Here is a 14,521-nt window from a genome sequence, read left to right on the forward strand (position 1 = left end):
TTCATCACCTTATTTAAAGGCCAAAGCAGTGAGTAACATATCAATGAGCTTGATGCCTACAAAGGGCACGAGCAAACCACCGAGGCCATATAACCATAGGTTTCGGCGCAAGAGTGACAGGGCATTCATTGGGCGGTAACTGACGCCTTTCAGAGCCAACGGAAGCAGAAAGATAATGATCAACGCATTGAAGATAACAGCAGACAATACCGCAGATTCGGGCGAATGAAGATGCATAATGTTCAGGGCATTAAGTTGTGGATAGGTAACCGCAAAGGCGGCGGGAATGATGGCAAAATATTTGGCGATGTCATTGGCAATGCTGAATGTGGTCAGAGAGCCGCGAGTCATCAACATCTGTTTGCCAATATGCACAACCTCAATCAGTTTGGTCGGATTGGAGTCTAAGTCCACCATATTGCCAGCCTCTTTTGCCGCTTGTGTACCTGAATTCATGGCAACGGCAACATCTGCCTGAGCCAACGCGGGGGCATCGTTAGTCCCGTCACCGGTCATGGCGACCAGACGCCCTTCGGATTGGTATTGGCGGATCAGTGCTAATTTCGCTTCAGGTGTGGCTTCTGCCAGAAAATCATCCACACCTGCCTCGGCTGCAATTGCTGCGGCTGTCAGATGATTGTCACCTGTGATCATCACTGTTTTGATCCCCATTCTGCGCATTTCACTGAAGCGTTCTTTGATCCCACCTTTTACAATATCTTTTAAGGCAACCACACCCAAAACACGCTGGTTCTCAGCAACGACCAAAGGTGTTTCTCCTTTGTGTGCGACTTGTTGCACTAATTGGTCAATAGCATCAGGAAAATGGCTTTGGTTGGCTTCAATGTAACGCCGAATGGAATCGACAGCACCCTTGCGGATCATACGATTGCTGATATTGACTCCGCTCATGCGTGTTATCGCAGAGAAAGGAACAAATGTTGCGTTTAATGCGCGAAGATCACGTTCGCGCATATTGAAACGCTGTTTTGCCAAAATAACGATGCTACGTCCTTCCGGTGTTTCATCAGCAAGCGAGGAGAGTTGTGCTGCATCAGCCAATTGCTGCTCTGTTACGCCCGGTGCGGGTAAAAACTGAGAAGCCTGACGATTACCTAACGTGATCGTGCCCGTTTTATCCAGCAGCAGGACATCCACATCACCGGCAGCTTCAATGGCACGTCCGCTGGTAGCAATGACATTGGCTCCCAACATCCGACTCATGCCTGCAACACCAATGGCGGAAAGTAATCCTCCGATAGTGGTGGGGATCAGGCAAACCAGCAGGGCAATCAGTACGGTGAGTGTAATCGGAAGACCAGATTGGTTGGCCTGAACACTGAATAAAGAGAAAGGCAGCAGGCTCACGCAGACCAGCAGGAAAATAATGGTCAATGCAGTGAGTAGAATGGAGAGGGCTATTTCATTGGGAGTTTTACGTCGTTTAGCACCTTCGACCATCGAAATCATTCTGTCCAGAAAAGTTTCACCCGGATTGGCAGTACACTCGGCAATCAACCAATCAGATAAAACCCGTGTTCCGCCGGTAACAGAGGAAAAATCACCGCCAGATTCACGGATAACCGGGGCTGATTCTCCCGTAATGGCACTTTCATCAACAGAAGCGCCTCCCTCAAGAATTTCACCATCACAGGGAATGATTTCTCCGGCTTCCACCAATACAATATCGCCTTTGCGCAATGTATCAGAAGTGACTTTTTGCCTTGTCGCCTCGCGGTTGGGGGATGCCAGTTTAATAGCCCAACTGGTTTTTTTAACACCTTTCAGACTGGATGCCTGAGCTTTGCTGCGTCCTTCGGCCAGTGCTTCTGCAAAGTTGGCAAACAGTGTGGTAAACCATAACCAAAACGCGATGGCACCAGTAAAGAATGCATTACCTGTTAATTGTCCCGCCAATATGCCGATCCATAAGGCTGTTGTCAGGCAACTTCCCAGATAAACAACGAACATAACGGGATTGCGCCACTGGCTGGCCGGATGGCATTTTTTTAATGAATCAATAAGTGCTTGGCGAACTAAAGTGGGTTCAAATACGACTTGTTGTTTGCTTTTCATCAGTGACCTCACACTTTGCCTCACGCCTTCTCATTGCCGAAATTGTAAATATTCAGCAATGGGGCCAAGAGCAAGAGCAGGAATAAACGTTAATGCCCCAATCAGTAAAATCACCAGAATTAATAACCCGATGAAGAGGATTCCGTAGGTTGGCAGAGTGCCACTACTGATAGGCTGACGCTTTTTGCTAATCATGGAGCCAGAGATGGCCAGAACCGGCAGAATGATGCCAAAGCGTCCGAAAAACATAGCCGCACCCAACAATAAGTTGTAAAAGACGTTGTTTGCGTTCAGACCGGCAAAGGCGCTGCCGTTATTGTTGGCTGCGGATGAAACAGCATAGAGTACCTCAGTGAAACCATGAGCACCGGGATTTGCAATCGCGCTACGCCCAGCATCAGTTGAAATCGCCAGATCGGTTCCCAATAATACTAACGAAGGGGTGATCAAAATCGCCAGAGCAACCATTTTCATATCATAAACATCAATTTTTTTGCCTAAGTATTCTGGTGCGCGGCCAATCATCAAACCTGCAATAAATACAGCAAGCAGAACAAACAGTAACATGCTGTAGAGTCCCGATCCCACCCCACCGAATATGACTTCACCAATTTGTATCAACCAGAGTGGTATCATTCCGCCCAGTGGAGTAAAGGAATCATGCATTGAGTTCACGGCCCCGCAAGAGGCGGCAGTGGTGACAACGCTGTAGAGAGAGGAGGCCAGAACGCCAAAACGGGATTCTTTTCCTTCCATATTAAAATGGCTATTGATGCTGGGTTGTGTGAGATTTGGATTACCGGACATTTCGGCATATATGACAACGCTGGCAGCGACAACAAAGATAATGCTCATCGCTGAAAGTAAGGCATATCCCTGACGATTATCACCAACGACCAGACCAAAGGCGAAACAGAGTGCTGTGGGAATCAAGAAGATAGCCAGAATTTGCACAAAGTTACTGAGTGATGTTGGATTTTCAAATGGATGAGCGGAGTTTGCCCCAAAAAATCCTCCCCCATTTGTTCCCAATAGTTTTATGGCTTCTTGAGAAGCCACTGGCCCCATAGGGATCAATTGTTGTTGGCCTTCAAGGGGATGAATGAATACATAGGAGGAAAAGTTTTGGATAACGCCTTGACTGACAAAGAATAAAGCAACAATGATGGCAAGTGGAAGCAAGAGATATAAAGTGATGCGTGTAATATCGATCCACGCATTTCCCAGTGTTTTAGTACCTTGACGGGAAAATGCCCGTATTAAGGCAAAAGCCACCGAAATGCCTGTCGCTGCGGACAGAAAATTCTGAACGGTCAATCCTGCCATTTGGCTCAGATAACTCAGGGCATTTTCTCCGCTGTAAGCCTGCCAATTGGTGTTGGTGATAAAGCTAATCGCGGTATTAAGTGCTAAATCCCATCTCATCCCCGCAAAATGTTGTGGATTCAGGGGCAAGTGTCCCTGACTGATCAGTAGGATAAACAGTAGCAATAATCCTGTGATATTGAATATGAGAATGGCAAGGGCATATTGCCACCAATTCATTTCTTTGACGTCATTACCTGGTTTTCGCAGACCACAACAACGCCACAGGATCATTTCAGATTTTATTATCCAGTGGGGTAATTCTCCTTCGATCAGGCAGGCAATCAGATTGCCGAGAGGTTTGCTCAATAGAAATAGAATGAGCAGAAAACTGACGATCAATAGAAATGCGGATCCTGCCATTTAGAAATCCTCCGCATTTAATAATGCATAAATCAAATAGCTCAGTAATAGAATCACCAGAAAAATACCAATGATGTGGAATATATTCATGGTGTATCCCTCCACTTATTTCTTTTTGAAAGAACAGTCAGTTACAGCATAAAAATGATCACGAAAAGAAAAAGCGGTTGTTAAAAGTCCCGCTGGAAGCGCAAAAAAAGCATCAGTGACAAGCAAAACTAATTAAGAAAACGTTATTAAATTAAGGCAAGTGTAGCAAATTCTATTAGGTTAATTTTTTGTTTTCAATTTGTTGGTTTTGTTTCTGTTTAAGTATTATTTTTGTAATTAAATTACGTAAACGAAAAAAAAGAGTGATTCATACCACTTAAAAGGTGGTCGGACGAGTGGTAAATTTTCATTTTATCAGGTAATATTTTGTACATCTTACAGTTTTTGCCCATGAGGGGTACTAATGTCTATATATCGTGAATACTCTTGGCATCAGGTTCTCTTGCGGCGTATTGGCGCGGTAACACTGGGCGTCATTGCGCTTCCTGTTATGCTATTTCTTCGTCGTGATCGTGCCCGTTTTTACAGCTACCTGCATAAAGTATGGGTGAAAACCAGCGATAAGCCAGTGTGGTTGGAATGTTCAGAAATGGCTGCTGGTATTCGCAATCGCTAAGATTGCTTCTATTGAATATGGTATTTTTACACCTTGTCAGTTTATTCTGGCAAGGTGTTTTGTTTTATATGCAATTTAAAAATACTAATAACAGGGGGAATGAGATGAACAATGTTGAATTGGAACACGTGCTCAATACGGAATTGAATGCCCGCGAATTTCAAGATTATGCCCCCAATGGATTACAGGTGGAAGGTCGTCCTCATGTCCGGCGAGTGGTGACAGGTGTGACAGCTTGTCAGGCTTTGTTGGACGAAGCTGTCCGACTCGAAGCGGATGCTGTCATCGTTCATCATGGGTATTTCTGGAAAAATGAATCGCCTATTATTCGTGGCATGAAACGTCGTCGTCTGCAAACTCTGCTTTGCAATGATATTAATCTATATGGTTATCATCTCCCGCTGGATGCCCATCCCACTTTGGGAAACAATATCCAATTGGCACGTCAGATGGGCGTGAAGGTTATCGGCCATATCGATTCTTTGCTTCCGCATGGCGCTTTTGATCAACCTATCACACCCGCAGAATTGGTTGATCGCCTGGAGAAAAGATTAGAGCGCGGCGTGTTGCATTGCGGAGATAATGCGCCAGAAGAAATTCGCACTCTGGCATGGTGTACCGGTGGAGGCCAGAGTTTTATTGAGCAGGCGGCTGAGTTTGGCGTTGATGCTTTTGTCACTGGAGAAGTATCAGAAAAGACAATCCATGTTGCCCGCGAGATGGGGCTGCATTTCTTTTCAGCAGGCCATCATGCAACAGAGCGCTATGGTATCAAAGCACTCGGTGAATGGCTGGCGAATAATCACGGGCTGGATGTGACTTTTATCGATATTCCTAATCCGGCTTGATGTTTACATAGTCCCCAAGTTTCTTTTTATTTGAGGAAACTGGGGACTTTTTATATGGTTTGATAATCAAAATATTGATACGCAGAAAAAATATTGGCTGATTTGAATATGATTGATATTGCGGGGCTTTAAGCCAAACTTATTCATAAACGTCGGATAGATATAAAAACTGTCGCGATACCACAACAAATCAATACACAGCCCAATGCCTGACTCCAGCCAGCCAATGCCAAACCAAGACCCAGCAACAAATAGTAAAATAACCCCAGTAAAGCACCAGCCGTACCTAATCGATCCCCATAATTGCTTAATGCGGAAGCCAGAATATTTGGAATGGCAAGTCCGTAAGCAATCACAATGCCCAACATGGGAAAAATAAATAGCCAGCTATTTTCGAGCAGATAGACACTGACCCCACTCAGTAAAGTCATAAAAGCAGCCAGAGTCACTAATTTAAAAGATTTCCATTGTTTCTTGAGTAAATATTTGTTTAAAAATGACCCGAAGCCAACGCCCAACGTTAATAACAAACCAGTATAACCAAATGCTTCCTGCGATAATCCAAATTGTCCGAAACGAAATGGTGCTAATTGATAATAACTAAACAGACAAATATTGAAAAATGCGATCAGAAATGCATTTCGCCAAATCGAAATATCTTTCAGCATCATGTTTGCTGTACTGAATAGCGCCACTTTTGTTACGTTGGCTGGGCGGGTTTCCGGTAACCGCATAGCAGACCAATACATCAGGAGCACTGCCAAAATCGCCAGTCCAGCAAACACGGCCCTATAGCCAGCAAAATAATTTAATGTTGAACCGCTGATCATGCCAATAGCAGGACTGGCTGCCAATGCGATGCCCATGATAGAAAAAACCCGCGCCAGCTCATCTCCCTGATAAGTATCACGCATGATGGTTTGTGTGCCGACAGATCCGACTGCGGCACCGAAAGCGGATAACATTCTGGCAACGAGTAATAACCAGAATTGCTGAGTCAGTAATGCCAGCAAGGAAGCAAGACCGTAGAGTGACAGACCGGCAATGATAGTCGGTCGTCTGCCAATGACATCACACATGCGTCCCCATACGACAACACCGAGAGCAAAGGCAAAAAAATAGAGCGATAACGTTTGAGCTGCCTGTTCTGAGCTGACGGAAAAACCAGCGGCGATATTGGTTAATGCAGGACTATAGATGGTTTCAACAATCTGCGGAAACATCATTAAGGCGACCGAGAGCCAGAGTGAGGGTTTGATTTGCATGGTTTTTTCGGATGATAAATGAGTGATGACTGAAAGGTTAGCATTCTGATTTATGTCTCTTTATGATAATAAAGACAATTTATTTATATAATCGGACATCTATTCTGTGGAGCTGACATGGCGTGGTTGCGGCAAAGTGATCATTTCGATCCCGATATTTTAAATGTGCCTGTGGTAGGCATTGCAGCAGAAATGGGGCAGCACGATTCAGGCATCCATCAGCATAATATGGGGCAGTTGTTGTTTACCCAGCGTGGTTGCATCAAGATCACGTTGGCGGATCAGATCTCGATTTTGCCACCAACCAGAGTGGCATGGATACCTCCCAAGACACGGCATCGGGCAGAAATGCGCGGTTCGGTAGGATATCGTTCTGTTTATTTGAATGTATTGGAAACTGAACTGATTTCAGAGCGAAGTGAAGTGCTGGAAGCGACACCGTTATTACAGGCACTTTTAGAACGCATTGCGATATCTTCTTTCGATTCGGATTGGTATCAGGGAAGGGGCGCGCATTTGTTGGCCGTGTTTTTTGATGAGATCCGTGAAGCCCGTAGAGAACCGACTTTATTACCTCTGCCTTTTGATCGGCGTTTGGCAGGTTTATCACTTGAGCAACTACCGCCACCATTACACACCCTCGCGACTTATATTGGTGCCAGTGAGAAAACCATTACCCGTATATTTCAGCGCGAAACAGGAATGAATTATCAGCAATGGCGGCAACAGTGGCGATTGGTAAAGGCGATAGAATTACTCGCCCGGAACAAGTCCCTGTCTTATGTGGCACAGGAACTCGGTTTTGTCAGTGATAGTGCGTTTGTTACGTTTTTTCGCAAAGCTATAGGGAGGCCGCCAAGGGAGTATATGGCGGGATCATAATCCGAGTTCGCTTGCGATGATGTTACGTTGAATGTCGGAAGTGCCTGAATAAATGACTGATGCAATGGAGTTGCGCAGCTCTCTCTCAGTTGGGCTTTCAACTAGATAGCCTTGTGCTCCGTAGATACGAAGAGCATCTAGCGAGAACTTAGTGTATGTTTCCGAGACGAACAGCTTAGCGCAGGCCGCTTCCATCATGGCATCTTTGCCTGCGTCCTTAAGTCGTCCTACCCGGTAGACGAGTTCACGAGCTGCATCCAGATTGACTTTCATGTCGGCAATGCGATGGGATATAGCCTGATTTTTTCCGATAGGCTGACCGAATTGGTGACGTGTACGAGCGTGAATGATGCATGCTTCAAGGTTACGGCGCATTGATCCTAAGGTGGTGGCAAGAATGCATCCACGTTCGTGCTCCATAGCACTTTCAAAAATTTTGACGCCTCGTCCTTCTCTACCCAGTATCGCATCGCTCGGAACACGGCAGTTCTTGAGTGTAATCCGTCCCATCTGTGCAGTGCGTAATCCCATCTTTTCCATGGGAGGGCTTAACTCTATACCGGGGTTATTCGATTCGATAAGGAAAGCTGTTACACCAAGCGGACCAAGTGTAGGATCGATCGTAGCGTAGACGAGACAAAGATCAGCGATGGGAGCATTTGTGATGTAAATCTTCGAACCGTTGAGAATATAGTTATCGCCGTCTCGTACAGCGTGGGTACGCATGGAGAACACGTCCGAACCTGCTTCGTCTTCCGTAGAACCGTTGGCACCGATCAGAGAACCGTCCATTAGACCGGGTAGAAAGCGTGAACGCTGTGCCGGAGTGCCGTAGATTGCTAACGGCATAGCAACAGTCCATAGATGGGCGTTAAGTGAAAACAACAGCCCCATATCTTCGCAACCGTATCCCAGACCTTCCATAACAGCGAGGAGATCGGATAGTGGTGCTCCCTCCCCACCGCAATTTTCGGGTATGGCCATACTTATTAGCCCGAATTTTGCGCATTTCTGCCAGCCATCCCGATGGAAAATACTGGCACGATCGGAGGCTACTATATCTGTGTTTAGCTGCTCGTGGGCAAAACGTGCGGCATTATCGCGTAGCGATATCCGTTGTTCATCAATTTGGTTTGGCATGGCATTGATGTTCCAGAAGTTGATAGTTGGTCTTACCCGTAGAGGTACGGGGAAGGTCGGGTAGGTAGATAAAATGATCGGGTACCATATAGTGTGTTAGTCGTTCGTAACAGTGTCTACTCAGATTAGTTGGAGAAATCAGAGAATCGTCAGTGACGAGAAATGCCGTTATGGTCGTATTTCCGTCGTTTCCAGAGCTGACTACTGCACAGGCAGCGAGTTCAGGATGAGTCATCAGGCATGATTCTATTTCATCCAGTTCTATCCGGTATCCATGACGCTTGATCATGCGATCAATTCTCCCCATAAAGATGTAGCCTTCAGGGGAGGAGCGAACCATATCTCCGGTGTTATACCAGCGTTTGCCGTTGAGGTGGAACATTCGCTGAGCTGTTTTCTCGGGAGCATTCCAGTAATTGGTAACGACGGAGGGCCCTGAAACGCATAATAAGCCGGGTTCACCCTCTGGTAGCAGTTGTAGGTTTTCATCGACGACGATAATTTCGCAGTGGTCACAGGGATGGCCTATCGACAACGATTCAGTGCAATCTGTCGGTATTAATTTGGGTACCTGATAAGCGGTGCATACGTTGGTTTCTGTAGGACCGTACAGATTGTAGTAGATCGGTTCAGGCCATAGATGTAGCAGCTTGCGTAATTTTGTGAGCGGGAAGACTTCACCCGCGAATAGCACAAGCCTTAGCCGATTATGAGTAGGTTGGCGTTCATTGTGCTGTTCGGCTAACATACCTAAAATTGCAGGAGCTGAGTACCAGACAGTGATCTCTCGGTTGGCTATAAAGGCAGCCAGATGCCGTAGACTGGTAGCAAGATCAGTGTCAATCAGGTGAATGCATGCGCCATTCTTCACAGAGACATAAATATCGAAGACAGACAGGTCGAAATGGAATGGCGCGTGGCTGGATACCTGATCTTCCGCCGTCACATTAAAGAGATTTGAAGCCCATTCAACGAAGCTAACCGCATTGCGGTGGCTTATCGCTACTCCTTTCGGAGCACCTGAAGAGCCGGAAGTATATAGGATATATGCGAGCCGATCAGCATTTGGTATGCTGCGCGGATAGTGGAGTTTTTCGCCACTCAGTATATCCAACGTTCGCCATTCCTCACGTGTGTCGTTAGTTTCCTCATTATGTGGCTGTATCACAATCACACGAGAGCCGAGAGAGGGAGCGGCCCGTGTCAGATGTGACGCTGACTCTGGATCGGTGAAAATGAATTGAACATCGCAATCGCTGAATATGGTCGATGCCCGCGTACCTGAACTACCCACATCAGTGGGCACATATATCGCCCCTAGGCGCAGTACGCCAAAAATGGCCGCAAGGGTCTGGGAACTCTTGCGCATGAAAAGCCCTACACGGTCACCTACCACAACGCCATTCTGATGGAGAAAAGCTGCAATTCTATCTGCTGCATCGGAAAGTTCTTCATAACTCATAGATGAGCCGTCAGGATCAACGACAGCGCGAGCACTAGCGCGTCGTGTTGTGATGTCGTCTAAATATTTTGCCAGATCTGCCAAAGGTTCGATCTGTTGCGGCAGCAATATAGTCTCAGCCGTCATTTTTGAGCACCTGATGACTTCTCATCTACATAACGCGCGATCTCGCGAATAGTAGTAAAGTGTGTTCTCGGGTCACTGACACCGACAATGATGTTGAATTCATCTTCTACAAATGAAACTAAGCGCATAATCGCCAAGGATGAGAGGACTCCTGACTCTCCCAGATTCAGATCGTCAGAAATATCCGAGTCATATCCTTTAAAGATATCGTTGATAACAAAAGCACGAATTTTCACTAAGCTATTGGACATAGGGCTTTCCTCTATTAGTCATGGATTATGAATATCACTGTTAATTTGTCGGATTGATAATTGACGCTTCTTTGGGAGGAGCGGCCAAGATGACATGTGGCCAACGGAATACAGCTGCGGAGGCTTCAGCCTGTCCGCCAAATCCGTACATAAGTACATTATCTCCGGGTTTTATACGGCCGTCAGCCGCTGCGGTATAGGCATTGAACGGCATTAGCACCGGTCCGATATTGGCTACTTGCGGGAAAGTATTCACGACCCGATCTGGTTCGATACCCAGAACATTGGCGGAAAACTCTGCATGCCAGGCTGTTGGCGTGTTAACCACGAGGAAGTCAATATCTTGTAATTCAAGCCCGGCTTTCGCCAGTGCGCCTTTAGTCGTCTGTACAAGATATGGCTCAGCCGTGGCACGTAGTACGTGGGAGATAGAAGGATCTACGCGCAAACGGATTTTCTGTCCAGAGGATGTTGTTCCCGAAGTGTCCTCGACTGCATCCAATAGCCAGGTTCCACAGGTATTTCCAGTGTGTAAAGACTCAGCGCCCAATAAACCAAATCCGTTCTTGACCGGACCGATCAAGAACGCCGCTGAAGCATCTCCACACAGCCGCAGAGTGACGTCATCAGCTTCGATTGCCTGAGATAACCTAGAGGTTGTGACAACTAGGATTCGTTCTTTCAGACCGGCTTGCACCCAAGCACATGCTGTCAACAATCCTGACATAGAACCGCCACAGGTCGCCTCTACGTTGAATGCTCCGCCACCTGTGCCCAGTGCTTGTGCAAGATATCCAGCATCACCTGAACCGATACGATCAGGAAACATCGATACCGAGATCAGGCAATCCACTTCATTTGGTGAAACACCAGCCGCATCGAATACACGACGCGCTGCTTCAGTCCCGAGTTCTACGCTCCCTTCACTTTGAGTTACAACCCGGCGCTCGATGCTACCGAAAAAGGGATCTTCCAGATAACGTTCCATGGCTGCATCGTAAGGGTTGATCTTCCTGCGGTTGAACAAACCATTTGACGTTGATGCCATGGCTGATGAAGTAGCATTCTGTGGTGGCGAAGCGGCTTTATCCCACCAAGAATTTGTTCGTACTCCATCGGGTAAATGTACAGCTATTGCTTGAATTCCTACTGATCGCATATTATTCCCTCAAGTAATTAATCTGATATCTTGATAAGAAAATTGAACTAAGTACCTGTTCCAAGATCAGAACTTTCGACCGAGAAAAAACCGATCTAACAAGAAACAGGCATGGACAAATTAGTTGAACTTTTCTGCGATGTCGACGATTTTTGTCGTGTTTTTATGCAATAATCGCGGAAAAATGCGTATCAAAAAATGAACCCGGCAACGTCAATTTGTTAGTCGTATGAGCGTGATAATGACCATCAAGTACGATGGGATGGTTTTATGGGTTTAAATCATATTTGGTCATCAATCAACAAGGTGAAATCATCTCGGTCAAACTCACGGCAGACAATGTGGATGGCCGGGGACCCGTGCGTGAATTAGCCAAAGGATTAAGCGACTCTCTTTATAGCGAATAGTAAGAATACCTCTGTCAGTCCCTCATAGATGATTTAATGCAGACAGGGGTGACTTTCATCACTAAAAAGCGTCGTGATATGAAAGCACAGGTCACTGCTTATTGCCTTAAAAAGAATAAACCGTCACTGAGTATTTCCTATTTGGAAAAGAATTTCTTAGTGACGGCTTATGCAGAATTCAGGGTAATTAAGAAAAATTAATCAAAATTCTAAGTTAACCCTAGTTCTGGTTAATTTAATTGAATTTTTCCGCATTAGTGGTTTTTTAGGTCACGACACGGATTAATTAAATCAGTTTGTACACCACGGCTCTGGCAGAAAAATGGATTCGGCGTCAAAGTCGATGACGATATCAACACCGATAGGCATGGTGAACATAGGATGGGTATGACAACAATCAAACTCAGCCAGAATAGGGACTTCTTTACCGTTCAAAATTTCTTTTAGAACATCCAGAGACGTTCTTCCTGTTCCCCGATCATTAAATTGTTCGTGTTTTCCAAGAATAATCGCGGAAACTTTATCAAAGACCCCACAGAGCAGGAGATGGGCAAAAGCGCGTTCAACGGATTCTATTCCTTGATGACAGTCTTCAATCAGAAGAATATCTCCTTGTTTAATTTCAGGCATATACTCACTGCCCCAAATGCCATAAAGGGTATTCAGATTACCGCCAATTAATCTGCCGTGATATTTTCCTTTTCCATCAAAAATCCATTTATTAGGGAATGTATTTTTCGGACTTATTTGATCTTCCCATTCAATATATTCGTCCGTCCAATATTTAGGCTGTTCATATATTAAGGGAGAAGAAGGATTACTGACAATTCTGGAAAAACCGGCAAAGGTTTCATCAACCAGAGGTGGGTATTCACCAAATGAAGCGACCTTTGTTTTATATCCTTTTCGTTATAAAACAATAATTGATATCTAGCCATAAAAAACTACACCCCTAATCTCAGAGTAAAAACTGGTATGAGGGGTGCAGGGATAAACTATTCAAAATGTGAATAGTGGAATTGGATTGATCAAATTACTTTTTCAACTGGCTCTGAAAATCACGTTTGTCGTGGCCCGTATAAAGCTGACGTGGACGAGCGATCTTCAAGCCTTCATCGTGCATTTCATTCCAGTGTGCAATCCAGCCGATAGTACGGGCGATTGCGAAAATCACGGTGAACATGGTCGATGGAATTCCCATCGCTTTCAGGATGATGCCGGAATAGAAATCGACATTCGGATACAGTTTCTTCTCAATAAAGTACGGGTCGTTCAGAGCAATGCGCTCCAGCTCCATCGCCACTTCCAGCAGGCTGTCATTCAGGCCAAGTTCATTCAGTACTTCATGACAAGTCTCACGCATGACTGTAGCGCGAGGATCGTAGTTTTTGTACACGCGGTGACCAAATCCCATCAGGCGGAAAGAGTCGTTTTTATCTTTGGCGCGAGCGATGAATTCAGGTATGTGATCAACGGTTTGGATTTCTTCCAGCATACGCAGACAGGCTTCGTTTGCCCCACCATGCGCAGGTCCCCACAGGGATGCTATACCAGCAGCAATACAGGCGAATGGGTTTGCGCCGGAAGATCCTGCGGTACGTACTGTGGAAGTTGACGCATTTTGCTCGTGGTCCGCATGCAGAATAAAAATACGATCCATGGCACGTTCAAGTACAGGATTAACCTTATATTCTTCGCAAGGTGTCGAGAACATCATGTGCAGGAAGTTGGCTGCATAAGAAAGATCATTGCGCGGATAAACGAAAGGCTGACCAAGGGAATATTTGTAACACATCGCTGCCACGGTCGGCATTTTGGACAGCAGGCGGTAAGCGGTGATTTCACGGTGGCGAGGATTGTTAACATCCAGCGCATCATGATAGAAAGCCGCCAGTGCGCCTGTAACACCACAAAGTACAGCCATCGGATGGGAGTCACGGCGGAAACCGTGGAACAGACGGGTAATCTGTTCGTGGATCATAGTATGGCGAGTTACCGTAGTTTTGAATTTTTCATATTCTTCGGATGTTGGCGGTTCGCCGTACAGCAGGATATAGCAGACTTCCAGATAAGTTGATTCTGTTGCGAGCTGATCGATGGGAAAACCACGGTGCAGCAAAATGCCTTCATCGCCATCGATATAGGTGATTTTCGACTCACAAGAGGCAGTGGAAGTAAAGCCAGGATCGTAGGTATAGAAGCCTTTTGAGCCGAGGGTACGAACGTCAATCACTTCATAACCTAAGGTTGGCGTTAGTACGTCTAGTTCGATAGCAGCTGAACCATTTATGTTCAACGTAGCCTTTTTATCAGCCATTTACATCTCCTTAGCGCTTATATTGATAACCCCTAACAACCAGATAGGCGCAATTTATACTGTGCCGAAGGCATTGTGCTACCGGAGAGAATTTAAAATCAGGCTGGTATCACATTTAACGCTGAAATTTCATTACGGATGACAATGGTTTTCAGGTTGTTAAAAAGTTTCTGGGAAGTATGTTTAAAGTATT

At 45.7% G+C, this 14,521-nt stretch carries 13 protein-coding genes and 1 pseudogene; 4 read left to right on the top strand and 10 right to left on the bottom strand.

The features are described from left to right. Positions 1-9: 9 nt before the first annotated feature. The 3 genes from kdpB to kdpF are packed head-to-tail and all read right to left on the bottom strand — an operon-like array spanning position 10 to position 3,894. Complete coding sequence (gene kdpB / locus FE394_RS00195; RefSeq protein ID WP_319924393.1) at positions 10-2,076, bottom strand: potassium-transporting ATPase subunit KdpB; 2,067 nt, start codon at positions 2,074-2,076, stop codon at positions 10-12. Between the two features lie 30 nt (positions 2,077-2,106). Continuing rightward, entirely contained in the window at positions 2,107-3,804 is a 1,698-nt protein-coding gene (kdpA, locus tag FE394_RS00200) for a potassium-transporting ATPase subunit KdpA (protein ID WP_319924394.1), read from the bottom strand. Then, complete coding sequence (gene kdpF / locus FE394_RS19805; RefSeq protein ID WP_369292834.1) at positions 3,805-3,894, bottom strand: K(+)-transporting ATPase subunit F; 90 nt, start codon at positions 3,892-3,894, stop codon at positions 3,805-3,807. Positions 3,895-4,258: 364 nt separating this feature from the next. On the opposite strand from kdpF, the gene FE394_RS00205 reads away from it, so the two are divergent. Together FE394_RS00205 and FE394_RS00210 are read left to right on the top strand one after the other, a co-directional pair. After that, entirely contained in the window at positions 4,259-4,471 is a 213-nt protein-coding gene (locus FE394_RS00205; protein WP_319924395.1) for a YbfA family protein, read from the top strand. Between the two features lie 104 nt (positions 4,472-4,575). Next, the gene (locus FE394_RS00210) at positions 4,576-5,319 is read left to right on the top strand and encodes a type 2 GTP cyclohydrolase I (RefSeq protein ID WP_319924396.1); all 744 of its coding nucleotides are present in this window, start codon (positions 4,576-4,578) and stop codon (positions 5,317-5,319) included. Positions 5,320-5,462: 143 nt separating this feature from the next. On the opposite strand, the gene FE394_RS00215 is transcribed toward FE394_RS00210, so the two are convergent. Beyond that, complete coding sequence (locus FE394_RS00215; protein WP_319924397.1) at positions 5,463-6,584, bottom strand: multidrug effflux MFS transporter; 1,122 nt, start codon at positions 6,582-6,584, stop codon at positions 5,463-5,465. A 117-nt stretch (positions 6,585-6,701) separates the two neighbouring features. Here FE394_RS00215 and FE394_RS00220 point away from each other — a divergent pair, with 117 nt between their 5' ends. Next, positions 6,702-7,466: an AraC family transcriptional regulator gene (locus tag FE394_RS00220; protein ID WP_319924398.1), complete on the top strand. Its 765-nt coding sequence runs from the start codon at positions 6,702-6,704 to the stop codon at positions 7,464-7,466. On the opposite strand, the gene FE394_RS00225 is transcribed toward FE394_RS00220, so the two are convergent. Genes FE394_RS00225 through FE394_RS00240 form a run of 4 tightly spaced genes read right to left on the bottom strand, consistent with a single transcriptional unit; the run spans position 7,461 to position 11,604 of the window. Then, complete coding sequence (locus FE394_RS00225; RefSeq protein ID WP_319924399.1) at positions 7,461-8,606, bottom strand: acyl-CoA dehydrogenase family protein; 1,146 nt, start codon at positions 8,604-8,606, stop codon at positions 7,461-7,463. The genes FE394_RS00220 and FE394_RS00225 overlap by 6 nt on opposite strands. Then, positions 8,590-10,194, bottom strand: a complete 1,605-nt coding sequence (locus FE394_RS00230) for an amino acid adenylation domain-containing protein (protein WP_319924400.1) — start codon at positions 10,192-10,194, stop codon at positions 8,590-8,592. The genes FE394_RS00225 and FE394_RS00230 overlap by 17 nt, the downstream gene beginning before the upstream one ends. Next, complete coding sequence (locus FE394_RS00235; RefSeq protein WP_319924401.1) at positions 10,191-10,445, bottom strand: acyl carrier protein; 255 nt, start codon at positions 10,443-10,445, stop codon at positions 10,191-10,193. The genes FE394_RS00230 and FE394_RS00235 overlap by 4 nt, the downstream gene beginning before the upstream one ends. Positions 10,446-10,485: 40 nt before the next feature. Next, the gene (locus tag FE394_RS00240; RefSeq protein ID WP_319924402.1) at positions 10,486-11,604 is read right to left on the bottom strand and encodes a 3-oxoacyl-ACP synthase III family protein; all 1,119 of its coding nucleotides are present in this window, start codon (positions 11,602-11,604) and stop codon (positions 10,486-10,488) included. 251 nt (positions 11,605-11,855) lie between these two features. On the opposite strand from FE394_RS00240, the pseudogene FE394_RS00245 reads away from it, so the two are divergent. Then, positions 11,856-12,212: pseudogene (locus FE394_RS00245) on the top strand (transposase); the annotation flags it as partial. Positions 12,213-12,302: 90 nt separating this feature from the next. On the opposite strand, the gene FE394_RS00250 reads toward FE394_RS00245, so the two are convergent. Together FE394_RS00250 and FE394_RS00255 are read right to left on the bottom strand one after the other, a co-directional pair. Further along, positions 12,303-12,872, bottom strand: a complete 570-nt coding sequence (locus FE394_RS00250) for a S66 peptidase family protein (RefSeq protein WP_319924499.1) — start codon at positions 12,870-12,872, stop codon at positions 12,303-12,305. A gap of 172 nt (positions 12,873-13,044) precedes the next feature. Then, positions 13,045-14,328 carry a citrate synthase gene (locus FE394_RS00255; protein WP_319924403.1) on the bottom strand — a complete coding sequence of 428 codons (1,284 nt, stop codon included), beginning with the start codon at positions 14,326-14,328 and terminating at the stop codon, positions 13,045-13,047. Between the last annotated feature and the right edge of the window lie 193 nt (positions 14,329-14,521).

It is taken from the genome of Xenorhabdus littoralis (genome assembly GCF_033949345.1).
Lineage (GTDB): Bacteria > Pseudomonadota > Gammaproteobacteria > Enterobacterales > Enterobacteriaceae > Xenorhabdus > Xenorhabdus littoralis.